Annotated in this window: 21 protein-coding genes and 1 tRNA gene; 15 read left to right on the top strand and 7 right to left on the bottom strand. The window is 71.3% G+C overall.

Annotation, left to right across the window (positions count from 1 at the left end; genetic code table 11):
• Positions 1–121: 121 nt before the first annotated feature.
• Positions 122–1,165: a PHP domain-containing protein gene (locus ASG88_RS16840; RefSeq protein WP_056888580.1), complete on the top strand. Its 1,044-nt coding sequence runs from the start codon at positions 122–124 to the stop codon at positions 1,163–1,165.
• Positions 1,166–1,175: 10 nt separating this feature from the next.
• The gene (locus ASG88_RS16835) at positions 1,176–1,724 is read left to right on the top strand and encodes a M48 family metallopeptidase (RefSeq protein ID WP_235534893.1); all 549 of its coding nucleotides are present in this window, start codon (positions 1,176–1,178) and stop codon (positions 1,722–1,724) included.
• 14 nt (positions 1,725–1,738) lie between these two features.
• Here the strand turns inward: ASG88_RS16835 and ASG88_RS16830 are convergent, their stop codons facing one another.
• Both ASG88_RS16830 and ASG88_RS16825 read right to left on the bottom strand, forming a co-directional pair.
• Positions 1,739–2,284, bottom strand: a complete 546-nt coding sequence (locus tag ASG88_RS16830; protein ID WP_056888579.1) for an NUDIX hydrolase — start codon at positions 2,282–2,284, stop codon at positions 1,739–1,741.
• Complete coding sequence (locus tag ASG88_RS16825) at positions 2,281–3,609, bottom strand: zinc-dependent metalloprotease (protein WP_056888578.1); 1,329 nt, start codon at positions 3,607–3,609, stop codon at positions 2,281–2,283. Before ASG88_RS16825 ends, ASG88_RS16830 begins: the two co-directional genes overlap by 4 nt.
• 56 nt (positions 3,610–3,665) lie before the next feature.
• On the opposite strand from ASG88_RS16825, the gene ASG88_RS16820 reads away from it, so the two are divergent.
• The 6 genes from ASG88_RS16820 (at position 3,666) to ASG88_RS16795 (ending at position 9,086) form a co-directional block, all read left to right on the top strand.
• Positions 3,666–4,130: a molybdenum cofactor biosynthesis protein MoaE gene (locus ASG88_RS16820; protein WP_056888577.1), complete on the top strand. Its 465-nt coding sequence runs from the start codon at positions 3,666–3,668 to the stop codon at positions 4,128–4,130.
• Between the two features lie 4 nt (positions 4,131–4,134).
• Positions 4,135–4,392 (top strand): hypothetical protein, encoded by a 258-nt coding sequence (locus tag ASG88_RS16815; protein ID WP_056888576.1) that lies wholly within the window; start codon positions 4,135–4,137, stop codon positions 4,390–4,392.
• A gap of 59 nt (positions 4,393–4,451) precedes the next feature.
• Positions 4,452–5,501 carry a PDZ domain-containing protein gene (locus ASG88_RS16810; RefSeq protein ID WP_056888575.1) on the top strand — a complete coding sequence of 350 codons (1,050 nt, stop codon included), beginning with the start codon at positions 4,452–4,454 and terminating at the stop codon, positions 5,499–5,501.
• The gene (locus ASG88_RS16805) at positions 5,498–6,046 is read left to right on the top strand and encodes a PPA1309 family protein (protein ID WP_056888574.1); all 549 of its coding nucleotides are present in this window, start codon (positions 5,498–5,500) and stop codon (positions 6,044–6,046) included. The genes ASG88_RS16810 and ASG88_RS16805 overlap by 4 nt, the downstream gene beginning before the upstream one ends.
• Before the next feature lie 5 nt (positions 6,047–6,051).
• Positions 6,052–8,964, top strand: coding sequence for a UPF0182 family protein (locus ASG88_RS16800; protein ID WP_056888573.1), 2,913 nt, complete (start codon positions 6,052–6,054; stop codon positions 8,962–8,964).
• A gap of 48 nt (positions 8,965–9,012) precedes the next feature.
• Positions 9,013–9,086 (top strand) — tRNA-Met (locus tag ASG88_RS16795).
• A gap of 57 nt (positions 9,087–9,143) precedes the next feature.
• Here ASG88_RS16795 and ASG88_RS16790 read toward each other — a convergent pair.
• The gene (locus ASG88_RS16790; protein ID WP_235534892.1) at positions 9,144–10,634 is read right to left on the bottom strand and encodes a DUF2252 domain-containing protein; all 1,491 of its coding nucleotides are present in this window, start codon (positions 10,632–10,634) and stop codon (positions 9,144–9,146) included.
• A gap of 187 nt (positions 10,635–10,821) precedes the next feature.
• Here ASG88_RS16790 and ASG88_RS16785 point away from each other — a divergent pair, with 187 nt between their 5' ends.
• Both ASG88_RS16785 and ASG88_RS16780 read left to right on the top strand, forming a co-directional pair.
• Entirely contained in the window at positions 10,822–12,486 is a 1,665-nt protein-coding gene (locus ASG88_RS16785) for an MFS transporter (RefSeq protein ID WP_056888571.1), read from the top strand.
• A gap of 35 nt (positions 12,487–12,521) precedes the next feature.
• Positions 12,522–13,253, top strand: a complete 732-nt coding sequence (locus ASG88_RS16780; RefSeq protein ID WP_056888570.1) for a B3/4 domain-containing protein — start codon at positions 12,522–12,524, stop codon at positions 13,251–13,253.
• A 29-nt stretch (positions 13,254–13,282) separates the two neighbouring features.
• Here the strand turns inward: ASG88_RS16780 and ASG88_RS23885 are convergent, their stop codons facing one another.
• Entirely contained in the window at positions 13,283–13,432 is a 150-nt protein-coding gene (locus tag ASG88_RS23885) for a hypothetical protein (protein WP_235534891.1), read from the bottom strand.
• A gap of 463 nt (positions 13,433–13,895) precedes the next feature.
• Between ASG88_RS23885 and ASG88_RS16770 the strand changes: the two genes are divergently transcribed.
• Both ASG88_RS16770 and ASG88_RS16765 read left to right on the top strand, forming a co-directional pair.
• Positions 13,896–14,717: a DUF4239 domain-containing protein gene (locus ASG88_RS16770; protein ID WP_056888568.1), complete on the top strand. Its 822-nt coding sequence runs from the start codon at positions 13,896–13,898 to the stop codon at positions 14,715–14,717.
• Positions 14,718–14,944: 227 nt separating this feature from the next.
• Entirely contained in the window at positions 14,945–15,352 is a 408-nt protein-coding gene (locus ASG88_RS16765) for a hypothetical protein (RefSeq protein ID WP_056888567.1), read from the top strand.
• Between the two features lie 62 nt (positions 15,353–15,414).
• On the opposite strand, the gene ASG88_RS16760 is transcribed toward ASG88_RS16765, so the two are convergent.
• Positions 15,415–15,873 carry an LURP-one-related/scramblase family protein gene (locus ASG88_RS16760; RefSeq protein ID WP_235534890.1) on the bottom strand — a complete coding sequence of 153 codons (459 nt, stop codon included), beginning with the start codon at positions 15,871–15,873 and terminating at the stop codon, positions 15,415–15,417.
• A 169-nt stretch (positions 15,874–16,042) separates the two neighbouring features.
• A complete protein-coding gene (locus tag ASG88_RS16755; RefSeq protein WP_056888566.1) occupies positions 16,043–18,292 on the bottom strand; it encodes an aminotransferase class III-fold pyridoxal phosphate-dependent enzyme in 2,250 nt (749 codons plus the stop codon).
• Between the two features lie 169 nt (positions 18,293–18,461).
• On the opposite strand from ASG88_RS16755, the gene ASG88_RS16750 reads away from it, so the two are divergent.
• From ASG88_RS16750 to ASG88_RS16740, 3 genes are read left to right on the top strand one after another with little or no spacing between them, the layout of a single operon-like run.
• On the top strand, positions 18,462–19,961 hold the full coding sequence (locus ASG88_RS16750) for an arylsulfatase (protein ID WP_056888565.1): 1,500 nt from the start codon (positions 18,462–18,464) through the stop codon (positions 19,959–19,961).
• 6 nt (positions 19,962–19,967) lie between these two features.
• Positions 19,968–20,939 carry a formylglycine-generating enzyme family protein gene (locus ASG88_RS16745; RefSeq protein WP_082600581.1) on the top strand — a complete coding sequence of 324 codons (972 nt, stop codon included), beginning with the start codon at positions 19,968–19,970 and terminating at the stop codon, positions 20,937–20,939.
• Positions 20,936–21,853: an HAD family hydrolase gene (locus ASG88_RS16740; RefSeq protein ID WP_235534889.1), complete on the top strand. Its 918-nt coding sequence runs from the start codon at positions 20,936–20,938 to the stop codon at positions 21,851–21,853. Before ASG88_RS16745 ends, ASG88_RS16740 begins: the two co-directional genes overlap by 4 nt.
• A gap of 6 nt (positions 21,854–21,859) precedes the next feature.
• Here the strand turns inward: ASG88_RS16740 and ASG88_RS16735 are convergent, their stop codons facing one another.
• Entirely contained in the window at positions 21,860–24,586 is a 2,727-nt protein-coding gene (locus ASG88_RS16735; RefSeq protein WP_056888564.1) for a helix-turn-helix transcriptional regulator, read from the bottom strand.
• Between the last annotated feature and the right edge of the window lie 191 nt (positions 24,587–24,777).

Raw genomic sequence — 24,777 nt, 5'->3', positions numbered from 1 at the left:
GGACGAGCCCCGCGCGCCTCGGGACGAGCCTGTGTGGGACACGCCCGGGCCGGGCGCGCGCCGCACGGCTGACCAGCCACAATGGGGGAACAGCGGCTGTGGACGGAAGAAAGGTGCGGGTGTGGCGCAGGACTACACGGCAGGACCGGTCGCGGCGCTGCGCCGGATCGCCTTCCTCATGGAGCGGGGCCGCGAGGAGACACGGCGGGTGGAGGCGTTCCGCAAGGCGGCCGCGGTGATCCTGCCCCTCGACCCCGACGACGTCGCCGCCAAGGCCGCGGCAGGCACGCTCACCGACCTGGCCGGCATCGGGCCGAGCACCGGCGCCGTCATCACCGAGGCCGTGCGCGGCGAGGAGCCCGAGCGCCTGGCCCGCCTCGAGAAGCAGTACGCCGGCCCGCTCGCCCCCGGTGGGCGCGAGGTCCGCGCCGCGCTGCGCGGGGACTGCCACTCCCACTCCGACTGGTCCGACGGAGGCTCGCCGATCGAGGAGATGGCGATGACCGCGATGGAGCTGGGGCACGACTACCTCGTGCTCACCGACCACTCGCCCCGGCTGCGGGTGGCCAACGGGCTCAGCGTCGAGCGCCTGGAGCGCCAGCTGGGCGTGGTGGAGGCGGTCAACGACCATCTCGGCGGCGCCTTCACCCTGCTCAAGGGCATCGAGGTCGACATCCTCGACGACGGCGCGCTCGACCAGACCGACGAGATGCTCGCGCGCCTCGACGTGCGGGTCGCCAGCGTGCACTCCAAGCTGCGGATGGACGCCGCGCCCATGACCCGACGGATGCTCGGTGCGGTCGCCAACCCGTTCACCAACGTGCTGGGGCACTGCACCGGCCGCCGCGTCGAGGGCAACCGGGGGACCCGTCCGCAGAGCGAGTTCGACGCCCGGGCGGTCTTCGAGGCGTGCGTCGAGCACGACGTGGCCGTGGAGATCAACAGTCGCCCCGAGCGGCGCGACCCGCCCACCCGGCTCCTCGAGCTCGCCCGCGACACCGGCTGCCTGTTCTCCATCGACTCCGACGCCCACGCCCCGGGCCAGCTCGACATGCTCGACTACGGCTGCGAGCGAGCGCAGGAGGCCGGGATCGACCCGGACCGGATCGTCAACACCTGGGGACGCGACCGGCTCCTGGCCTGGGCAGATCCCTCCGGACGCTAGCGTGGAGCGCGTGAGCACGCCCGAGATCGAGGTACGCCGGTCCGCCCGGCGCCGTCGTACGGTGTCGGCCTACCGCGAGGGCGATCGCATCGTCGTGCTCATCCCGGCTGCGATGAGCAAGCGGGACGAGGCCCAGTGGGTGGCCGACATGGTGGCGCGTCTCGAGCGCAAGGAGCGGCGCACCCGGCCCTCCGACGACCAGCTGCTGGCCCGGGCCGTGACCCTCAACGACACCTACTTCGGCGGGCTGGCGGCGCCGTCCAGCGTCCGCTGGGTGACCAACCAGCAGCAGCGGTGGGGATCGTGCAGCCCCGGCGACCGGTCGATCCGGCTCTCCGAGCGGCTCCAGGGGATGCCGTCGTGGGTCATCGACTACGTGCTGGTGCACGAGCTGGCCCACCTGCTCGAGCACGGTCACGACGAGAAGTTCTGGGCCTGGGTGGACCGCTACCCGCGATCGGAGCGGGCCCGGGGCTACCTGCTGGGCTGGTCGGCCGCCGCCAAGGTGGATCCGCCGTCGAGCGAGACCGAGGACGAGGACGACGCGGACGTCGACTGACCGGAGCCGGCGCGTCAGCGGGTGAGGCGGGCCACCGCGTCCGAGATGAGCCGGCGCATGTCGTCGTACACGTCGGGCAGGCCGTCCACCGGCCACCAGCGCACGTCGAGCGACTCCTCGCTCACGCGGTGCTCCCCGTCCCGGGGGGCCGTGGCCAGGAAGCGCACGTCGAGGTGGTGCACGGTCGTGCCGGGCGCGCAGAACTCCACCGCATGCTCGTCGAGGTCGAGCGGCTCGGGGTCGAAGTCGAGGTCGGTGAGCCCGGACTCCTCGTGGGCCTCGCGGAGCGCGACCCCGGCCAGGGTGGTGTCACCGGGCTCGCAGTGACCGCCGAAGGCGAACCAGCCCCCGGCCTTGCGGTGGTGGTTGAGCAGCACCGCGTCGGCCTCGGGGGTCAGCACGATGGTGCCCGCGGTGAGGTGGTCGGGCAGGCACTCGCGGGTCATGCCCGCCGGCTGGGCGTCGAGGTGCGCGACGAAGCGGTCCCGCAGCTCGGCGTCACGCGGGGTCGGGGGAGTCCACCCGGCCAGCACGGCCCGGGCGTCGGAGTGGAGGGTCACTCGGTCGGGCGCTCGGGACCGGTGTCACCGTCGGCGGACGGGCCGTCGAGCAGGTCGCGCAACCCGGCCTCGAAGTCCTCGTCGGACAGCGACTCGGGCGCCACCGCGGTCTCGCGGAAGCCGAGCGGGTCGTCGAGGTCGGCGCCCGTGGGCAGCAGGTCGGGGTGCATCCACACGCCGTCGCGGCCCTCGGTGCCCTGGCGGGCGCGCAGCGAGCCCCACAGGACGGAGGCGTCGCGGAGCCGCCGCGGGCGCAGCTCGAGGCCCACGAGGGTGGCGAAGGTCTGCTCGGCCGGGCCGCCCGCGGCGCGACGGCGGCGTACGGCCTCCTGCATCTTGGCCGCGGAGGGCATCCGTTCCTCCGTGGCCTGGCCGACGACCTCGTCGACCCAGCCCTCGACGAGTGCGAGGGTGACCTCGAGGCGCTCCAGGGCCGCCTGCTGGGCGGGCGACTTGGACAGGTCGAAGAGCCCGCCGTCCATCGCCTCCTGCATGGAGGCGGGGTTCATCGGGTCGATGCCGCGCAGCTTCTCCTCCATGCCGGCCGTGTTGATCTCGATGCCGCTGCCGTACGCCGCGACGGCGCCGATGAGGTGCTCGCGCAGCCACGGCACGTGGGCGAAGAGCCGCTGGTGGGCGGCCTCGCGCAGGGCGAGGTAGAGCAGCACGTCGTCGGCGCTGACGTCGAGCTCCTCGGCGAAGGCGGCGACGTTGAGCGGCAGCAGGGCCGCCTTGCCGGCCGGTCCGAGGGGCAGGCCGATGTCGGAGGCGCCGACGACGTCGCCGGCGAGACCGCCGATGCCCTGGCCGACCTGGCTGGCGACCATCGCACCGGTCGCCTTGCCGAGCATGCCGAGCAGGGGGCCGGCCATGGCGCGGGCCTCCTCGGGGAGGGCGTCGCCGAGGGCGTTGACCGTGGAGCCGGCCACCGGCTCGACGAGGCGCTTCCAGACGTCGAGGGTCTCCACGATCCACTCGGCCCGGCTCCAGGCGGCCGTCGAGGTGACGCCGGAGGAGAAGTCGGTGGTCTCGTCGAGCCAGTGGTCGGCGAGGCGCACGGCGTCGGCGATCGCGTCCTTCTGGGCCTGGCTGGGCGTCGGGTCCGGCTGCTGCGCCGCGACCTTGCGCGCGATGTCGGAGACCACGGCCCAGTTGATCGGGCCGTCGTGGGGCTGCATCAGGGACTGCATCTGGGCCATCAGTGCGGAGAGGTCGGGCATGCCGCCCATCCCCGCGCCTCCCTGCAGGCCCCCGAAGAGAGCCTCGAAGGGCGTGCCCTTGAACGGGTTCTGCTCGTCGGGTCCGTCGCCGGGGTTGCTGCTCATGTCCTCCACGGTACTCACCGACGCCAGATCCCGGCGGGCGTCCCTAGACTCCGGGCATGAGCACCAGCAACGTCGTCCGCCTCGTCGACATCCGGGAGGTGCCCCTCGACGTCGCCGAGGTGGTGGCCGCGCTCGACGACCTCGCCGCCGGGGGGCTGACGCTGTTCGTCGGCATGGTGCGCGACCACGACGGTCCGGCGACGGCGGCGGGGGAGGGGCCGGCTCCCGACAAGCCGGTCATCAGCCTCGACTACAGCGCCCACCCGACGGCCCTGGCCCGCCTGCGCGAGGTGTGCGAGCGGATCGCAGAGGAGCACGACGTCCACGGTGTCGCCGCCGTCCACCGGGTCGGCCACCTCGAGCTCGGGGACGTCGCCGTCGTGGTCGCGACCACGGCCAGCCACCGCGGCGAGGCGTTCACCGCGTCCAAGGCGCTCATCGACACGCTCAAGGCCGAGGTACCTATCTGGAAGCACCAGCGTTTCGCGGACGGTGACGAGGAGTGGGTCGGCCTACCCTGAGCAGGTGGAGATCCTGTGGTGGCTCGTACCCCCGGTCGTGGTGACGACCGGCGCGATGGTCTGGGTGGCCTGGCTGGGCCGCGAGGGCCGCGGCGAGGTCGACCGCGACCAGCAGATCGAGCGCCTGACCCGGGCCATGGCCAAGGAGATGCCGACCTCGCGCCAGCCCCGTCCCGTCCGCACCCACGACCGCAGCACCGGCATCGCCGTACGCCCGACCAGGGCCGGGGACGCCGCCCCGGACCGTCGCCGGGCCTCGTGACGCGCACTCCCCGCGGACTCCCCATGAGTCGGCTTGTCATCGTTTGAGAGGCTGACGCCATGAGTCAGCGGAGGATGGCGGCACTTCTCGCCCTGCCGTTGCTCCTCGTCCTCCTGGTGATGGTGGCGATCCAGCCGTTGCCCTACGTCACCTACAGCCCCGGGCCGACCGTCGACATCCTCTCCACGCGCGACGGGGAGGAGACGGTGCAGGTCTCCGGGCACGAGGCCTACTACGACGACGGGGAGCTCCGCCTGACCACGATCTACGTCGACCAGCCGCAGGAGCGCGTGACCCTCGACCGCCTCGTCGCCGCCTGGCTCGACCCCACCGAGGCGGTCTACCCGCGCTCGGCCGTCTACGCCCCCGACGAGACCGACGAGACCAACGACACCGAGTCGGCCGTGCAGATGGTGTCGTCGCAGGACGCCGCGGTGGCGACCGCCCTGACCGAGCTCGGGTACGACGTGCAGCCGGTCGTCGAGGTCCTCAACGTCCAGGACGACTACCCGGCGGCCGGGAAGCTCCGGGTGCGCGACGTCCTCCAGCGCATCGGCGGCACCGAGATCGAGACCCCTCAGGACGTCGTCGACGCCGTCGACGCCGCCCCGGTCGGCAAGCCGCTCGACTTCACGGTGCTCCGCGAGGGCAAGCAGGTGGACCTCCAGGTGACCCCGGAGGAGTTCGACGGCGACAAGCGGATCGGGATCACCCCCGGTCCGGGCTTCACGTTCCCCTTCGAGGTCAGCGTCGACATCGGCGACGGCATCGGCGGACCCAGCGCCGGCCTGATGTTCTCGCTGGCCATCTACGACACCCTCACCCCGGGCTCGCTCACCGGCGGTGAGGTGGTCGCCGGCAGCGGCACCATCGACGCCGACGGTCGCACGGGACCCATCGGGGGCATCCAGCAGAAGATCGCCGGGGCGGAGGAGTCCGGGGCCCGCCTCTTCATGGTGGCCCCCGACAACTGCCCCGACACGACGGGGCTCGACACCGGCGACATGCGCCTGGTGCGGGCCGACACGATGCACGACGCGGTGGAGGCGATCCAGACCTGGGTCGACGACCCCGACGCCCCACTCCCGACCTGCGAGGAGCAGTCATGACCGAGATCACGATCCCGCAGGATCCTGCACTGGCCGCCGCCGTGCTCGAGATCGAGAACCACATCGCCGAGGCCGGCTGGGACCAGCCGGCCCGTCTCTACGCGCTGGTCGACACCGCGCGCATCGTGGCGCAGGAGCCCGACCTGGCCGCGCAGATGGGACTGGACTCCGCCTCGGAGGACGGCTCGTTCACCCCGGTGGAGCAGGACGCCCTGCCGCCCGAGCAGTCGCTCGAGGTCACCCTCCAGTCGATCGTGTGGCCCGACGACGTCGCCGGCTGCGCAGCAGTGGTCGAGCGGCTCGTGCTCCCGCCCGAGGTCGACCCGGAGATCCCCGAGGACCCCGCCGACGCCGAGCGGTTCGCCCGCGAGCACCCCCTGCGCCAGGAGGTGCGGATCGTGGCCGGCGCCACCCGCGCCGGCGCGACCTACTGCGCACTGCGCCTGCGCGCCCACGACGACGACCAGTCGGTGGTCGACGGGACCGAGCTCGTCCCGGGCCTCCTCGACCTCCTCCGCAGCACCCTCGAGGGAGACACCCAGTGAGTGGCATGTTCGACCAGCCGGACCAGCCCGCGAAGCAGCAGGAGCCGCCGCAGCGCAGCGGTCGCTCGCGGGCCCTGATCATCACCGCCGGCGTGATCGTCGCGCTCTTCATCGCCCTCACCGGCTTCTCGACGTTCTGGACCGAGCGGCTGTGGTTCAGCTCGGTCGGCTACTCCGAGGTGTTCAGCACCCTGCTGTGGACCCGGGTCGGCCTCTTCCTGGTCTTCGGCGGGCTGATGGCCGCGGTCGTGGCGCTCAACATCGCGCTGGCCTACCGCTTCCGGCCGTTCTTCCTCAACGCCGCAGCGGCGGACCTCAACCTCGAGCGCTACCGCGACGCGATCACCCCGATCATGGGCTGGCTGCTCGCCGGCATCTCGTTGCTGATGGGCGCCTTCGCGGGTGCCTCGGCGTCGGGTCAGTGGCGGGCCTACTCGCTGTGGCGGCACTCGCAGCCGTTCGGCACCGAGGACCCCTACTTCGGTCGCGACGCCGGCTTCTACGTCTTCGACCTGCCCTGGTGGCACTACGTCACCGACTTCGTGATGGCCCTGGCGATCATCGGGCTGATGGCCGCCGCGGTCACCCACTACCTCTACGGCGGCATCCGGCTGTCCGCGAGCAGCGACCGGGTCTCGGGGGCCGCCCAGGTCCACATCTCGGTGCTGCTCGGTGTCTTCGTGCTCGCCAAGGCTGCCGACTACTGGCTCGACCGCTTCGACCTGGTGACCGGCACCGGGTCGTTGTTCACCGGCATGGGCTACACCGACGACAACGCCGTGCTGCCGGCCAAGGAGATCCTCACCGGCATCGCCCTGATCTGCGCCGTGCTGTTCTTCCTCAACATCTGGCGCCGCACGTGGATGCTGCCCTCGCTGGGGATCGCGCTCTTCGCGCTCTCGGCGATCCTGCTGGGCCTGATCGTCCCCGGCGTGGTCCAGCAGTTCCAGGTCAGCCCGAACGTGCCCGACAAGGAGGGGCCGTACATCGCCGCGAACATCGAGGCGACGCGGGCGGCGTACGACCTCGACGACATCGAGATCGAGTCCTACTCGAGCGAGCCCAACACCGACGGCGAGCTCGAGACGCTCGACGCGGCCACCTCGTCGGTGCCGCTGGTCGACCCCAAGGTGGTGAGCCAGACCTTCGAGCAGCAGCAGCAGGTCCGCGCCTACTACTCGGTCCCCGACGTGCTCGACGTGGACCGCTACGAGATCGACGGCAAGGACCGGGCCGTCGTGGTCGGGGTCCGCGAGCTCGACCAGTCCGGACTCGCCGAGGGCGACCGGACCTGGTCCAACCTGCACCGCGTCTACACCCACGGCAACGGCGTCATCGCCGCCTTCGGCAACCAGCGTCCCGAGGACGACGAGCGCCAGTCCAGCAACGTCCAGTGGGCCGAGGGCCAGGAGACCGACGAGAGCTCGCTGACCGAGCTGACCCCGGACGGCTACGAGTCGCGGGTCTACTACGGCGAGAAGTCCCCGACGTACTCCATCGTGGGCAAGGAGACCACCGACGGCACGGACGTCGAGCTCGACCTGCCCAAGGGTGAGCGCGGCGACGAGAACCAGACCACGACGTACGACGGCGACGGGGGAGTGCCGATCGGCAACATCTTCGAGAAGGTGCTCTACGCCGTGAAGTTCGGGGAGCCCAACCTGGTGCTGTCCGGCAGCGTCCACGAGAACAGCAAGATCCTCTACGACCGTCACCCGCGCACCATGGTGGAGAAGGTCGCCCCGTGGCTGACCGTCGACTCCGACCCCTACCCGGTGGTCGTGGACGGGCGCATCAAGTGGGTGCTCGACGGCTACACGGTCACCGACAAGTTCCCGCTGTCGCAGCGCGAGTCGCTGGAGACCATGACGGACGACTCGCTGGCCGACGACCTCGGGTTCCAGACGCTGCCGACCGACGAGATCAACTACATGCGCAACTCCGTCAAGGCGACCGTCGACGCCTACGACGGCGAGGTGACGCTCTACGAGTGGGAGACCGACCCGATCTCCGAGGCGTGGGGCGAGGTCTTCCCCGACATCCTCCAGCCGCGCGAGGACATTCCCGACGAGCTCCTCGAGCACCTGCGCTACCCCGACGACCTGTTCAAGGTGCAGCGCTACCAGTTCGCCAAGTACCACGAGACCGACGCCAAGGAGTGGTACGACGCCTCGACCCGGTGGGAGGTCCCGACCGACCCCGAGGCGGAGGCGTTCCTCCAGCCGCCGTACCGGCTCTTCCTCGACGACACCTGGGCGCTGACCAGCGTCTACGTGCCGCGCGGGCGGGCCAACCTGGTGTCCTACGTGTCGGTCAACAGCGACGCGACCGACACCGAGAACTACGGCAAGATCTCGGTGCTCGAGCTGCAGAACGAGCGCACTGACGGCCCCGGCCAGGTGGCCAACGAGCTCAGCTCGGACGAGGACGTGCGCGAGGAGCTGCTCAGCTTCACCCAGGGCGGCGTCGACCCGGTGCCGGGCAACCTGCTCACGCTGCCGGTCGGCGACGGGCTGATGTACGTCCAGCCGCTCTACGCGAAGCGCTCGGACACCGAGTCCTCGTTCCCGATCCTGCGGTTCGTGACGGTGTCCTACGGCGACGAGATCGGCATCGGTACGACGCTGCGCGAGGCCATCGCGGACGTCCTGGGCGTCTCGGCGTCCGACCCGACGACCGGGACCCCGCCCGTCACCGAGAATCCCGACGGCGGTGGCGGCGAGACCCCGACGGAACCGGAGCCGTCCGGCTCGGTCAACGACCAGATCCGTGCGCTGCTCGCGGAGGCGGAGGCCAAGTTCGCCGCCGCCGACCGGGCCCAGGCCAACGGCAACTCAGTGGGTTGGGCGCGGCTCATGGAGCAGGGTCGTGACCTGATCACCGAGGCCTTCGCGCTGGCGGATGCGAGGGACAGCTGACCCGATTTTGGGTTGGTCCCACTCATCGCGTAAGGTTCTGTTCACCGACGCGGGGTGGAGCAGCTCGGTAGCTCGCTGGGCTCATAACCCAGAGGTCGCAGGTTCAAATCCTGCCCCCGCTACAAATCCGAAAGGCCCTCACAGTCTGACTGTGAGGGCCTTTCGCATGTCCGGTCGCCCTACAAGCCGGCCTGTGCTTCGAGCCTGCCGGAGCTCACGGCGTCGACCATGGCCTGGTAGTCGCGCTCGTTCTGGTCGGCGTACGCGCTGGCGAAGTCGGCTATCGCCGAGTCGAACACGTCGCTCTTGCCGAGGTAGGACGCGATGGCGATCCGGTCGCCGGAGCGGGCGTGGGCCCGGGCGAGGGTCGCTCCGCAGATCCGGGCGTAGAAGAGCATCACGGAGGCGGGCATGGTGTCGATGTCGGCCGAGCCCTTCCAGTCACGCAGCTGACGCAGGTAGAAGTCGCGGACCAGCCCGTCCAACCCGGTGACGCGTTGCCAACCAAGAAAGATGTCGCTGGCGGCCTGCATCAGGCGCTGACCGGCCACGACCCGCTGCCCGTGGTTGGCGTACTTGCTGGTGCCGACGAAGCGTTCGAGGACCGACTCCTGTGCCTCCTTCGCCTGGAGGAACAACGGGTCCTGGCTGTCGCGGCCCTGCAGCAGGAGGATCCAGGCGCGGGTGCCGACGCTTCCGACGCCGACGACCTTCCGTGCGGCGTGGACATATTCGAAGCCTTCGAGCAGCACGCGACGGTCGGTCGCGAGCGTCCGCCGGTAGGACCGGATCAGGCCGCGGAGCTCGTCCTCGAAGGCCGCCGGCTCGGCGGAGGATGCCGCCACGTCCTCGATCGGGACGATCAGTGGCGGGTCGGCGACGATCCGGCGTTGTCCGTCCACCTCATGGGTGAGCTTCGCGAAGGCCTGCATGCTGTCCCGTGTTCGCGCCTTGGCCAGGTTCGCCTTCGCCTTGGTCAGCTGCTTCTTCGTCCCGCTCGACTTCAGCAGGCCGAGCAGCTGCTCGGCCTCGATGTGGGTGTACCAGACGTCCAGGTGCCGCATCCCGGCCGCCCGAGTCATCTGGAGCCGGTACTCCGCGACGCCGGCTGCGACGGCCGCGCGCCGTTCCGAGGGGGTGAAGCCACGATCGCGGCCAGCGATCTCGAAGCTCGCCGCGAGCCTCTTGACGTCCCACTCCCACGGCCCCGGGAGGGTCTCGTCGAAGTCGTTGATGTCGAACATGGCCTTCCGCTCCGGCGACGCGAACACACCGAAGTTCGACAGATGGGCGTCACCGCAGATCTGGGCTCGCAGTCCGGAGTGCGGGGTCGTGGCCAGGTCCGCCGCCATGATGAGCGCTGCACCTCGGTAGAAGGTGAAGGGCGAGACCATCATCCGGCCGTAACGCAGCGGCACGAGCTCGGGGACACGGCTGGCCCCCTGCTCCTCCAGCAGCGATATCGGGTCGGGACGGTCCTCCGTGGGCACCCAGCCGGCGTGGCTGCTCCGTGGGGCCTCGTTGCGCGCGGCCTTCCCCCGTGCGACCCGCTCCTCCGGGCTCAGGTGCGTGACCTTCTTCGCGGTCGGCATACGGCTCTCCTCCTCTTGTCGGACGGCGAGGGCGGCGAGCGCGGCGTACCGGTTCACCACGGTCACGGACGGTGTCACTGCCCCGAGCCTTGGTGCCGACACTGGTAGCCCCCGGTGTCCGACGCCTCACCCGGAGCGGGTAGTTCGCCTGACCACCCGGTGCGGGTGAAGCGGCGGTGAGCCCGACCGTGCAACGGTGCACTGGGTCGCCGACGTGACGACGCGGCGGCGCTCGGGCAAACCCCTATGCCGAGGAGGAGCAGCCATGACTGCTGGTGCATCCCAGGTGACCGAGACAGGCGAGACGCCGAAGACGAACTGGTTGCCGCTCGTGGCGTTGGCCATCGCACAGTTCGTCATGGTGCTGGACCAGTCGGCGATGAATGTCTCCATCAGCGCACTGGTGGCCGACTTCGACACCACCGTGACCACGATCCAGGCGGTGATCACGCTCTACTGCCTGGTGATGGCGATGTTCATGCTCACCGGCGGCAAGATCGGCGACATCATCGGCCGCCGGAAGGCGTTCGTCATCGGCCTGGTCATCTACGCCTGCGGTTCTGCGCTCACGGCGGTGGCGCCGTCGGTGGTCGTCCTGACGCTGGGCTGGTCGGTCCTGGAAGGGCTCGGTGCCGCCCTGGTGCTGCCGGCGATGGTGGCGCTGATCGCGGGCAACTTCGAGGGTGCGTCGCGCAAGGTGGCGTACGCCGTGATCGGCGGGGTCGCCGGGGCAGGGATCGCCGTGGGGCCGATCCTGGGCGGCTGGGCGACCACCGAGTACTCGTGGCGAGTCATCTTCGCCGGCGAGGTGCTCCTGGTGGCCCTGATCCTCGTCATGACGCCGAAGGTCGCGGACGCAGTGCGGACCGGCGCGGCTCCGAGGCTGGACATCGTGGGCACCGTCCTGTCCGCAGCCGGCCTGGGCCTGGTCGTCCTCGGAGTGCTCCAGTCGAGCACCTGGGGCTGGGTCAAGCCCAAGGAAGAGTCGCCGGTGACCCCTTTCGGCTTCTCGCTGACGATCTTCGTCATCGGGTTCGGGGCGGTCCTGCTGTGGGCGTTCACGGCGTGGCAGGGTCGCCGCGAGAGCAGCGGTCGCGACCCGCTGCTGCACCTGGCGCTGCTGAAGATCGCCCCGCTGCGCTCCGGCCTGATCGGTCTGTTCAGCCAGAACCTGATCCTGATGGGCGTCTTCTTCACGATTCCGCTCTACCTCCAGCTGGTGATCGGGCTCGATGCCCTGGAGACCGGTCTCAAGATGCTCCCCGTCTCCATCGCGATGTTCCTGGCCTCGGCAGCAGGGTCGCGGCTGTCCGGTCGCTTCCCGATCCGGTCCATCGTGCGGGCCGGCCTGGCCACGAGCATGGCCGCCGCCGTCCTGCTCATGGCCACGATCGAGCCGGAGCTGGACAGCTCGAGCTTCGCCTGGTCGATGGCGCTGCTCGGCGTGGGGATGGGGTTGATCGCCTCCCAGCTGGGCAACGTCGTGCAGTCCTCGGTCGACGCATCGGGCCGCGGCGAGGCAGGTGGCCTGCAGTTCACGGGCCAGCAGCTGGGGTCGTCCCTGGGCGTGGCCCTGCTCGGGGCGGTCGTGCTGTCGGGCCTCACCTCGGAGTTCGTGGACAACATCTCCTCCGATGAGCGGATCAGCAGCGCCGTCTCCGATCAGGTGGGTGTGGCTGCGGGGTCCGGAATCGACTTCGTGTCCGCCGACCAGGTCACTGCGGCTGCCCAGGAGGCGGGGCTGGACGAGGCGACCACGACGGCGCTCGTCGACGACTACGAGTCCGCACAGCTGCAGGCGCTCAAGACCGGGCTGCTCGCTGCGGCCCTCCTGGCCCTGCTCTCCCTGGCCTTCACCAAGGATCTGCCGCACGTGGTGCCGACGAAGGAACCGGAGCCCGACAGGGCTGCGGGGAGGCGTCGTGCCTGACTCTGCCTCGCCCGTGCGACCTCCGGGGGCGAGCCATGACTGACCTCGAGTCCTTCCTCGCCGGCGCCAGCATCGACGAGGCCGTCGCAGCGCTCCGACCCGACTACCGGGTCCTCCTCGTCGCCGTCGACGGACTCACGCCCTCGACCGACAGCACGACCGGCGCGCCCGACGGGGCGGGGGAGGCGCTGCTCACGAGCGCCGAGGCGACTGCGCAGCAGCTGCTGGCCGACACCTCCGCCGAGGAGCTGCCGCACGTGGCTGCCTGGCGCGACGCCTACCGGGCGTTCGGCGCCAAGCCGCAACGCACCCGCAACAGCCTGGAGGCACTCGTACGCCGCGCAGCCTCCGGTCTTCCGCGGGTCAACCCGCTGACGGACGTCTACAACGCCATCAGCGTCATCCACCAGGTCCCGATCGGCGGGGAGGACATGACCGCCTACGTCGGCGCGCCCCGGCTCGTCCGAGCCACCGGCGCCGAGCACTTCGACACGGTCGCCGACGGCCAGCCCGTCGTCGAGCACCCCGACCCGGGTGAGGTCGTGTGGCGTGACGACACCGGAGCCACCTGCCGCCGCTGGAACTGGCGCCAGGGCCGGCGCACCCAGCTCACCGTGGACACCACCAGCGCACTCTTCATCCTCGATGCACTCGAGCCGATGAGCGACGACGAGCTCACTGCAGCAGGCGAGGAGCTCGTCGACCACCTCCGCTGGCTCGGCACCGAGGTCCGTGTGGCCACTCGGCTCGTCAGACCCCCGACCTGACCGCGACACCTCGTCCCTGCGCGTCGACCTCATGCCGAGGCGCCGAGGAAGTCGACGACCATTGGGGCGAACCTGTCGTGGAACTGGAAGATCCCACCCTGACCGGAGCCCGGGTAGATGATCAGCTCGCTGCCCTGGATGCGTCGGTGCAGTTCCTCGGAGAGGACGGAGGACACCATGCGGTCGTGGTCACCGTTGGCGATAAGGGTCGGCTGGGTGCGGGTCGCGCCCGGAACGGAGTGAGGTGCGCGAGCAGTGTCTCGAGCTCGCAGGGGGTGAGACGCGCCCCGACCGGCGAAGTACGACGAGGGGTCGTCGAGGAACGCGGGATCGATCTCCAGCACGCGGGCCATCTCGGTCCACGCCTGCTCCTGGAAACCAGGTCGTAGGTGCCGGGAACGACCACGGCGAAGAGCACGCCCACGGCGATGACGGCCGTGCCCCCGAGCAGCGCCCGGCTGAGCCCCGCGCAGCTCGAGACGCTGCTCGCGCACACTTCGAGCCCTTCGCGGCGGACCGACCCGGCTGAGCAGGTCTCATCCCAAGCGGGTGATGCGGCACCCTGACCTTGCTGCCTACGGTCGATCGAGGCAGGTTCGGACTCGCCGCCCGAGTATCGAGGAGCCAGGCAGGTGCCGCAGCGTGAACATCCTCTTCGGGCTCGTCGTCGCCGTCGTCGCCACCACCATCACGGTGGCGGCCATGCTGGTGGTGCGTCGACGGGCACCGGAGGGCAGCTACTTCACCGACGGTGACCGAGCCTCGGGTGTCTTCGGTGTCCTGGCCACCGGCTTCTCGATCCTGCTCGGCTTCATCATCTTCCTGGGGTTCACGTCGTACGACGAGTCACGCTCGGGCGCCGAGACCGAAGCCACGGTCGTGGCGCAACAGGTCCAGACGGCCCAGTTCCTGCCCGACGCAGGTGCGGAGCTCACCGGCGAGCTCATCTGCTACGCGCGCTACGTGGCCGGACCGGAGTGGGACGCGCTCGCGTCTGGCGAGCTCGGGGACCAGATCAACCCCTGGGGTGCCGAGATGTTCCTGACGATCTCCACCGTCGACCCGAAGTCGGCCGTCGAGCAGTCCGCCTACGACCGGTGGATGGACCAGACCTCCGACCGCGAACAGGCGCGCATCGCCCGGGTCCACGGTGCGGAGGGCATCATCCCTGTCCCGTTGTGGCTGGCGCTCTTCGCCATCTCCGCGGTCATCTTCGCCTACCTGCTGTTCTTCGCAGACCCGGGAGAGGGACGGGTGCCCCAAGGCATGCTGATGGGCAGCGCGACGGTGGTGATCACGCTCCTGCTGCAGCTGCTGATGTTCTTCAACCACCCCCACGGTGACGGCGTGGGCAGGCTGCACCCGATCGCGATGGAGCGGTCCCTGCGCGTGATCGACATCCAGGCCGAGGCCGTCGGCCTCGACGTGACCGCTCCGTGTGACGACCATGGCAATGCCCGCTGACCCGCCACCGGATCGCGAGCGCGACTGGCAGGAGCTGCTGGTCACGGTGCTGCTGGTCGTCGCGGCGCTGGCAACCTCGTGGAGCAGCTATCAGGCCACCCGGTGGAACGGGGAACAGGCGGTGGCGGCCGGCCGGACGAACGCGATCAGGATCGACGCGGCGCGAGCCGACGGGACGGCCAGGACGCAGACGCAGGTCGACGTGGCCACCTTCATCGCGTGGGCCGATGCGGACCTCCGGGGGGGAGACGAGGGTCGCGGACTTCTACGTCGACCGCTTCCGCGACGAGTTCCGCCCGGCGTACGAAGCCTGGATCGCTCAGCGACCGCTGACGAACGCCGACGCTCCGTCCAGCCCTTTCGCGATGGAGGAGTACGAGGTCGCAGCGAGGAACCAGGCCACAGAGCTCGACGCGGCGGCCGAGGCGTCGGCCGCGGAGGTGCGGATCGACATCCAGCGCTCGAGCAACTACGTCCTGACAGTGGTGTTGTACGCCATCGTGCTCTTCTTTGCGGGGATGAGCACGCGGCTCAGCAACCGCCGACTGCGCTGGGTCACGACGATGGCCGGCACGGCCGTGCTGCTCGGTGCGTTGACCTGGCTGGCGACGTTCCCGGTGAGCGTCGCAGTCTGACCCCGCACCACAGGGAGGATCCCGGGTGTTGCGGGAACCCGAGGCTCACGACCGGTGCCTGCTCAGCCCCGCGCCATCGCATCGACGCACACCGTGATCGCCAGGATGAGCGCGACGTCCTGGCCCTCGGCCATCTGGACGCCGTAGGAGTCGCGGACCCGGAACCACTTCTTCGACACTTCCGCCACGGTGTCGCCGTCCCGCTCGATCTCGTACTCGTGGTCGACGATGTTGCCGTGGGCCTTGAGGTCCTCACCACCGTCCACCTCGATGACGTAGTGGTCACGGATGCCCAGGAGACGCTTGTGGACCGTGGCCTTGGTGTCGCCGCGCTCGATCGTCATCTTGTCTCGGACGCTGAGCTTCTTCTCCTGGATCTTCGACAGCTCGTTGCCGCTCGCGTCCTCGAGGATGAACGTGTCGCGCATCCGCGCGGCCTTGCCGTTGACCTTGAAGACCCTGTTGCCGTCGTCGTCCTCGATCCAGAAGTCGTCCCCGATGGCGAGGAGCTTCTCGCGCATCTGGAGAGTGGGGCCGTCAAGACCGTGTCGGCGCAACCCCATCATGGCCCCATTTCAGTGCCCGGCGGCCGGCTGGCGATCCAGCGGGATCCGCTCGGGGAGCGTAACTCGACCGGATCACCCCCGACAACGGTCCTCGGAGGGGATCCTGCTGCACGGATCGATCCCGTCAGGCGAGCTCGTCGCAGCTGACGGAGAGAGCGGCGACGAGCAGGTCGGCGTGCTCCTGGGTGAAGACCAGCGGCGGGCGGATCTTGAGGCTGGCGCGGTCGCGGCCGGTGCGTCCGACGAGCACGCCCCGCTCCCGCATCCGCTCGACGATCCGGGCGGCACGGTCTGCGTCCGGGCGCCCGGTCGTCGGGTCGACGACGTCGACGGCGAGGGCCAGGCCCCAACCGCGTACGGCGGCCAGCTCGGACCGACCCGACGCGAGCTCTCCCAGGGTGTCGAGCAGGTGCGCGCCCACGGTCGCTGCGCCCTCGACGAGGCCTTCCTCGTCGAGGGTGCGCAGCACGGCCAGGGCCGCGGCGCAGGCAGCCGTGCTGCCGCCGAAGGTGCTGAAGTAGTCGGTGTCGCGCACGAAGGGGTCCACGAGGTGCGCCGGGCCGATGACGGCAGCCACGGGGTAGCCGTTGCCCATCGGCTTGCCCACCGTGACGAGGTCGGCCGGGACGTCACCGGCGACGAAGCTCCACATCCGTCCGGTGCGGCCGTGGCCCGCCTGCACCTCGTCGGCGACGTACAGCCCGCCCGCCGAGTGGACGGCGTCGGCGGCCGCGCGCGTCCACCCGTGGGCAGGTCCGAGGACCCCGTCGCTGGTGAAGACGCCGTCGACGAGCATCGCGGCGAGACCGTGGCCGGACGCCTCCAGGCTGCGCGCGGCGTCGAGCACCGCCGAGGGGTCCGCCGGCGGCGGTGGCACCAGCCGCATGTGCGCATGCGGGTCGGCACCGCGCCAGCTCTCGGGGGAGAAGGCGAAGGTGGCCTCGGTGACGCCGTGGTAGGCCCACTCGGTGGCGATGCCGCCGGTGGCGCCGGTCGCGTGGCGGGCGATCCGCCAGGCCAGGTCGTTGGCCTCGCTCCCGGAGTTGACCAGCAGCACCCGGTCGAAGCGGTCCGGCAGCGTCGCCAGCAGCTCCTCCGCGAGCTCCACCGGAGCGTCCTGGAGGTAGCGGCTGTTGGTGTTGAGGGTCGCCAGCTGGGCGCTCACGGCCCGCGTCACGGCTGGGTGTGAGTGCCCGAGCACGGGGACGTTGTTGTAGGCGTCGACGTACGTCCGACCGTCGGCGGCCTCGAGGACCACGCCGGCGCCGCTGACGAGGTGCAGCGGACTCTCGTAGGAGAGCTGCTGGCCCCCGAACGCACGGGCGCGGGCGGTGGCCAGCGAGGCGGTCGACCGGCCGTGGGGGGCGGGCGTGGCGAAACGGCTCGACAGGCGGTCCAGCCCGGCGGACAGCATCGCCTCGAGCTGGACCTGGGCGGTGACGTCGACGGCGGGCGCCCACCCCTGCTCGCGGGTGCGCCAGGCGGTGATGAGGACGGCGGCGGCGTACCTGCCCGCCATCAGGTCGGGGACGAGGGCGAGCTCCGCCGGCTCGAGCGGGGTGACCGAGTGGTAGCCCGCGACCACCTCGTGCGCCAGCTCGAGGGCACCGTCCCGCCCACTGAGCACGTCGGCCGCCGCGACCGCCAGGTCGCAGACGAGCGCGGTGTGGGTCATGTCGCCGAAGTCGGTGATGCCCGTGAGGTCGAGCCGGTCGTCGAGCAGCACGTTGGTCGGCGCCAGGTCGTTGTGCACGACCTGGGCGCGCAGCCGCGGCAGCACCGGCGCGACGTGCTCGTCGAAGCGGTCGAGCACCGCCTCGATCGCCGCGCGTCGGTCGGCGGCGACCGCGGGGAGCCACGGCCGCAGCTGTGGCAGGCGCTTGATGTCCCAGGTCTGGGGACGGGCCGCGGCGGGGTGGGCGAAGCCGCGCAGCGCCCGCCCGAGGCGGGCGCTCGTGCGGCCCCACTCGCGGAGGTGGGCCGCGTCGAGCTCGTCGCCCTCGGGGTGTCGGCCCTCCAGCCAGGTCAGCACCCAGGCGAACGAGGGACGACCGTCGCGCCCGGTCAGCCGCACCCACTGCCGTCCGTCGCGGGTCGGGACAGGAGCGGGCACGGGCAGCTCCGGCGCCACCGATCGCAGGTGGTGGAGCGCCGAGCACTGCAGGTCGAGGACCTCCTCGGGATCGGCCGGGTTGTGCACCTTGAGCAGGTGGCGCAGGGCACCGGACCCGAGGCGGAAGTTGCTGTCCCGCTCCCCGTGCAGGGGCGTCAGGTCACCGGGCAGGCCCCAGAGCGACTCGACCGACGCGAGAAGCTCGTCGGGGTCGAGGTCGGGGGCCGGCACGGACAGCGGGTCGTCGGGCGTCGCGCTCACGCGAGACATTGTGCTCCTCGGTCGACCTGTGCGCTGGCGCTGACCCGGGGGAGGGGTTCGTCCGGCTTGGACCACCCTCTTCAGGTGAGGGTCGTCCCTCCGGGACCGACCTAGCGTGGCGAGCGTCCGGCGTACGTCGGTCGATCAGCGAGTGCCCAGGAGGCTTCTCATGGCCAAGGCCCCCCACATCCTCGTCATCTGGGGCGATGACATCGGCATCAGCAACCTCAGCTGCTACAGCGACGGCCTCATGGGCTACCGCACGCCGAACATCGACCGCATCGCCGCGGAGGGGGCCCGGTTCACCGACTACTACGGCGAGCAGAGCTGCACCGCCGGCCGGGCGGCCTTCATCACCGGTCAGAACCCCTACCGCACCGGGCTGACCAAGGTCGGCATGCCCGGCGCCGACGTCGGACTGCGGGCCGAGGACCCCACCATCGCGACGGCGCTCAAGGCGCGGGGCTACCGCACCGGACAGTTCGGCAAGAACCACTTCGGGGACCTGGACGAGTTCCTGCCCACCGCCCACGGCTTCGACGAGTTCTTCGGCAACCTCTACCACCTCAACGCCGAGGAGGAGCCGGAGCTCGACGACTATCCGACCGAGGAGGACTATCCGGACTTCCGCAAGAACTTCGGTCCGCGGGGCGTCATCCACTCGTGGGCCAACGAGGACGGCACGCAGCGCATCGAGGACACCGGGCCGCTCACCAAGGAGCGGATGAAGACCATCGACGACGAGGTCGTTCCCGAGGCCCTGAGGTTCATGGGCGATGCCAAGGACGCGGACGAGCCGTTCTTCGTGTGGCTCAACACGACCCACATGCACTTCCGGACCCACGTCAAGGACGGCAGCAAGGGCCGTGCCGGCCGCTGGCAGTCGGAGTACCACGACACGATGTGCGACCACGACGACCTGGTCGGCTCGGTGCTGGACTGGCTCGACGAGCAGGGTCTGGCCGAGGACACGATCGTCATCTACTCCACCGACAACGGACCGCACATGAACTCCTGGCCGGACGCCGGGATGACGCCGTTCCGCAGCGAGAAGAACTCCAACTGGGAGGGCGCCTACCGGGTGCCGGCGATGATCCGCTGGCCCGGGCGGATCCCCGAGGGCCAGGTGCTCAACGGGATCGTCAGCCACAACGACTGGTTCGTGACCCTGCTGGCGGCCGCCGGCGACACCGACGTCGCGGACAGGCTCCGGGCGGGCACCGACCTGGGGGGTACGTCGTTCAAGGTGCACCTCGACGGGCACAACCAGCTCGGCTACCTCACCGGCGCCGCCGACGAGAGCCCGCGCAAGCACTTCTTCTACGTGTCCGACGACGGCGACCTGACGGCATTGCGCTACGACAACTGGAAGTTCGTCTTCCTCGAGCAGCGCGCCACGGGCACCCTGCAGATCTGGCAGGAGCCCTTCACCGAGCTCCGGTTCCCCAAGCTCTTCAACCTGAGGACCGATCCGTACGAGCGAGCAGACATCACCTCGAACACGTACTTCGACTGGGTGCTCGACCACATCTTCCTGTTCGTCCCGGCGCAGGCCTACGTCGCCAGGATGCTGCAGACCCTGGGGGAGTTCCCGGTCCGCCAGGAACCGGCCAGCTTCAACATCGAGCAGGTCATGGCCAAGCTCAAGGCCGGCGCCGGGAGCAGCTGAGAACCCGTGAGGGCGACGACCAGCCTCGGACGCGAACGTGTCGAGCTGCCGGGCGGCACGTTCGCGATGGGCTCGGCTGCCTACTACCCGGAAGAAGCTCCGGTGCACCGGGTGCGGGTCAGCGGCTTCGCCATCGACCCGTGCCCGGTGACCAACGAGCAGTTCGCCCGGTTCGTCCGCGCGACCGGCCACGTGACGGTCGCCGAGCGCCCGCTCGACCCCGCGGACTTCCCCGGGGCCCCGCCGGAGAACCTGCAGCCCGGGTCGATGGTCTTCACCCCGACCAGCGGGCCGGTCGACCTGCGCCACCTCTCCCAGTGGTGGACCTGGACGCCGGGCGGCTGCTGGAGCGCGCCCGAGGGGCCCGGGAGCTCGGTCAAGCGGCGGCCGGACCACCCCGTCGTGCACGTGGCGCACGACGACGCCGCGGCGTACGCCGCCTGGGCAGGCGCGAGCCTGCCGACCGAGGCCGAGTGGGAGTACGCCGCCCGGGGTGGCCTGGAGGGTGCCGACTTCACCTGGGGTGCCGAGCCACGGCCCGAGGGCCGGATCATGGCCAACACCTGGGACGGAGCGGACTTCCCGTGGCGCAGCACGAAGGAGAGCGGGTGGACCCGGACGTCACCCGTCGGGTCGTTCCCCGCCAACGGGTTCGGCCTCTTCGACATGGCCGGCAACGTCTGGGAGTGGACCGACGACTGGTGGACCACCCGTCACCCGGACGACGCGGGCAGCGCGTGCTGCGCGCCCGCCGACCCCCGCGGAGGGGAGCAGGAGACCAGCTACGACCCCCGGCAGCCCCAGTTCAGGGTCGGCCGCAAGGTCATCAAGGGCGGGTCGCACCTGTGTGCCGACACCTACTGCCTGCGCTACCGGCCCGCGGCCCGACGCCCGCAGATGGTCGACACCGGCATGAGCCACGTGGGCTTCCGGTGCGTCACGAGGTCACCGGGGACGGCGGGCGAGGAGACCCGGTGATCGACGACGCCTTCATGCTGCCCTCGTGGCGACCCGGGCCCACCCGGGACGCCGTGATCGGGTTCCTCCGCGCGGCACCGCAGATCCCCCCGCGAGACCGGGTGGCCTGCTTCGACAACGACGGCACGCTGTGGTGCGAGCGCCCCGGATACGTCCAGCTCGACTTCTTCGTCGACGCCCTCCGCAGCCGCGCCGACGACCCCGCCCTGGCAGCCGTGCCCGAGCTCGCCGCCGTGCTGGCGGGCGACCGAGCGGCGATGGGAGAGCTGGGCCTCGAACGGATCGCCTTCGCCCTGCTGGGCCTCTTCGACGGGGCCACGCCCGAGGAGTTCACGGCGCAGGCACGGGACTACCTGGCGCGTGCGGAGCACCCGACCCTGGGCAGGCCGGTCCGCACCACGACCTACCAGCCGATGCTCGAGCTCGTCGACGCGTTGCGCGACCTCGACTTCACCGTCTGCATCGTCACGGGCGGGGGCACCGAGTTCGTCCGTGCCGTCAGCGAGGACCTGTACGGCGTGCCGCCGGAGGCCGTCGTCGGCTCGCTGGTGTCCTACGCCTACGGGGTCGAGGACGGCGATCCGGTGCTCCGGCGTACGACCGCCCTCGACGGCGCGGCCAACGAGGGAGCGGCCAAGGTGTCCCACATCCAGTCGCACCTCGGCCGGCGACCCGTGATGGCCGCCGGCAACTCGGGCGGTGACCGGGAGATGCTCGAGTGGGCGGCAGCCGGCGAGGGCCCCACGCTCGCCCTCCTCGTCGACCATGACGACGCCGATCGGGAGTTCGCCTACGTCAGCTCGGCGGAGACCTTCACCGAGCCCGAGCCGATCACCGACGTCGCCGCGCGCGCCGGCTGGACGGTCACCAGCATGGCCCGCGACTGGGAGGTCGTGTTCGGGCCGTGGGGCTGAGCCGTGTCAGATGAGGTGCAGCTTGCGGGCGACCGCGAGTGCCTCGCTGCGGCGGCCGACCGAGAGCTTGGTGTAGAGGCTGGAGACGTGGGTCTTGACGGTGTTCTCGCTGACGAAGAGGTTGGCGGCTGCGTCGCTGTAGGTCGATCCTCGGGCGAGCTCGCGGAGGACCTCGAGCTCGCGGGGGCTGAGGCTGGGTGCGTGGTGCATTTCGGAGACGGTGGCGAGCTCGTGCTCGGTGGCGACGACGGGGGCGAACATGGCGGACAGGCCGGGGAGCTCGACGCAGGCCTGGCGGAGCTCGACGCCCCAGCCGGAGTCGTCGAGGGCCTTGGCGCCGGCGAGGACCTGCCCGATGCGTGTGCCGTGACGGCTCCATCCGAGGAAGGGGCTGCCGAGTCGTCGGCTCGCGGTGGCGTCGATCGCCTGGACGACCAGGTCGTGGGCGGTGTCGGTCTCGCCGAGGTAGTCGCAGAGCTGGGCGGCGCAGGTGAGGGCCACGGCGCGGGTGGGGGGTTGGGCCCTGCGGGATCCTGCGGCGGCGCGCTGGTAGAGGGTCGCGGCCTTGCGGAGGTCGCCGTCGACGTCCTCGGCGGCGCCGAGGACCCAGAGGCGTTCGCCGTCGGCACCGCACTCGCCGAGGGCGTCGGCCAGGTTGCGGAGGGCGGTGCGGTTGCCGGTGATGATGGCGAGACCGGCCTGCTCCACCAGGGCGCAGACTTTGAGGTGCTGGGGCAGCCGCTGCAGCGGGGACAGGGACTCGAGGGCTCGTAGGGAGTCGGGGACCGATCCGCCGAGCAGCGCGAGTCGGGCCTGCATCACCTGCCGCCAGAACTCTGCGGTCAGGTCGTCGAGCTGCTGCGGCAGCTGCGGGAGCTGCCAGGGGGCGGCGCCGGCCGGGTCGCCGGGCAAGGCCGGGGCCGGGGCCGGGTCCGCCGTCGGCGGGAGTGGGAACGTCTCGAACCAGACCAGCATCCGGGCGAGCTCGGCCCGCGCCCGCGCGCTCGCCGGGGTGCGCTGGTGCTCCCCGGCGAGCGCGAGCGCCTCCTCGGCGAGGGCGTGGCAGGCCTGCTCGCGACCCAGCATGAACTGGGTGATCGCGAGGTGGGACAGGGCCTCGGCCGTGGCGACGCCGAAGCCCTCGGCACGGCACAGCAACACGGCCCGGGTGAGGTGCTCCTCCGCGGCGGGCAGCAGGCCCAGCCAGTTCTCGGTGACGCCGACCTCGAGCAGCACGAGGGGGAGGTGGGGGTCGGGGACCGCCGCGTCCGCCGCCCGCTCCACGTCGACCAGGGCGGCGTCCACGAGTCGCTTCTGGTGCGCACCACTGCTGCGCGAGCGGTGCAGCAGGATGCTGTGGTACTCGAGCGCCGAGACCGTCCCCGGGTAGGACTTCTCGTGGCGGAGCAGCCGGTCGGCCCAGTGCCGCCCGGCGTCCGCGTCGCCTGCCGCCCACCGCGACCGGGCGATGAGACCCCACGAGGCGGGGTGCTCGTCGATCGCCGGGCCGGCCGCCCGGAGGAAGGCGTCGACGCACTGGTCCTCGCCGGCCATCACCAGCCGGGCGCCGTGCTCGGCCAGCACCGCTCCCGCGTCGTCGTAGCGGCCCAGCACGAGGAGGCGGCGCATCGCGTCGGCGGTGTGGCCGCCGGCCAGGTCCGACCAGGTGGCCCGGAGGACCGTCCCCGTGGCCCGCTGCACGTCGACGCCCCCGGCGACCAGGCGCCGGCGCACGACCTCGCTCAGCAGCGGGTGGATGCGGTAGCGCTCCTCGCCACCCGGTGCGCCGGACACGGCGGACACCTTGCTCACGAGCAACCCGGTGGACTCGAGCGACGACAGTGCCTCGCCCGCCCGGGGGTCGCGGGTCAGGTGCCGGGCGGTCTCCTCGGTGAGGTCGGCCTCGCCGGAGACGCACAGCAGCAGGTGCCGCTCCTGGGGACGGAGTCCCACGAAGACCTCTCCGGCCACCAGGTCGGCGACCGTCCCGCCCGACGTGCGGAACATCGCGGCCACGTCGTCCCCGGGCTGCATCGCGGCGCTGGCGCGGGCGGCCAGGACCAGTGCGGCGCACCAGCCGCCAGCCCGCTCGACGATCGCCTCGAGCACGTCGCCGCGCGTCGCCCCGGCGTGCTGGAGGGCCAACCAGGCGGACTCCTCCCGGCTGAGCCGCAGCACGTCGCCGCGCAGCACGGTCAGGTGGCCCAGGAGCTCGGGGACGAGCCGGGGGATCGCCAGGTCCCACCGGGTCATGAGCAGGATGCGGAGCCGCTCGGGGTCGGAGTCGAGCCGGGCCGCGACCAGGCGCACGCACGCGGCCGAGAGGAGGTGCGCGTCATCGACGACCAGCAGCCGCGGGGGAGCGGCCGAGTCACCGGACGCCCTCGATAGCAGGTCCTCGACCTCGGTGACCGTGCTGGCGGCCGAGGCGGTGTACCAGATCGGGTCGGCGAGGGGGGTGGTCGTGGCGAGCCACCCGGCGACGCCCAGGGTCTTCCCCGCGCCGGCGGGTGCGACCAGCACGGTCACGGCGCCCTCGGTGGCGGCGTCGAGGTGGGCCCACAGCTCGTGGCGGGGGGCGTAGGGGCGGGGCAGCCACGGAGCACCGGGGACCGGGGGCTCCCGCCGGGTCGGAGCACCGCGGGTCGATCCACCGCGGGTCGGGGCCCCTCGCTCCGGTGCCTTTCGGGGCGCAGCGGCGGTCTTGACGTCTCGTGCCTTGGATGTCGCCACGTGCTCTCCCTCACGCCGACAGGCCCGCGATGGTGTGTCCGCCACCCTCCCCGAGTCGACGGGCCACGGGCCCTGTTCACCCCAATGTAGGGGTTGCAGGGGTCCTGTGGCTCCCCCGTCCGCAGTGGCGCGCCCGCACAGCTGCGGGCTCCCCCGATTCCGGTGAAGGGATCCGGGCCGCCGCGACCTAC

It is taken from the genome of Nocardioides sp. Soil777, assembly GCF_001428425.1.
Lineage (GTDB): Bacteria > Actinomycetota > Actinomycetes > Propionibacteriales > Nocardioidaceae > Nocardioides > Nocardioides terrigena.
The sequence above is the reverse complement of the archived record's forward strand: the minus strand, read 5'-3'. Positions and strand labels throughout refer to the sequence as shown.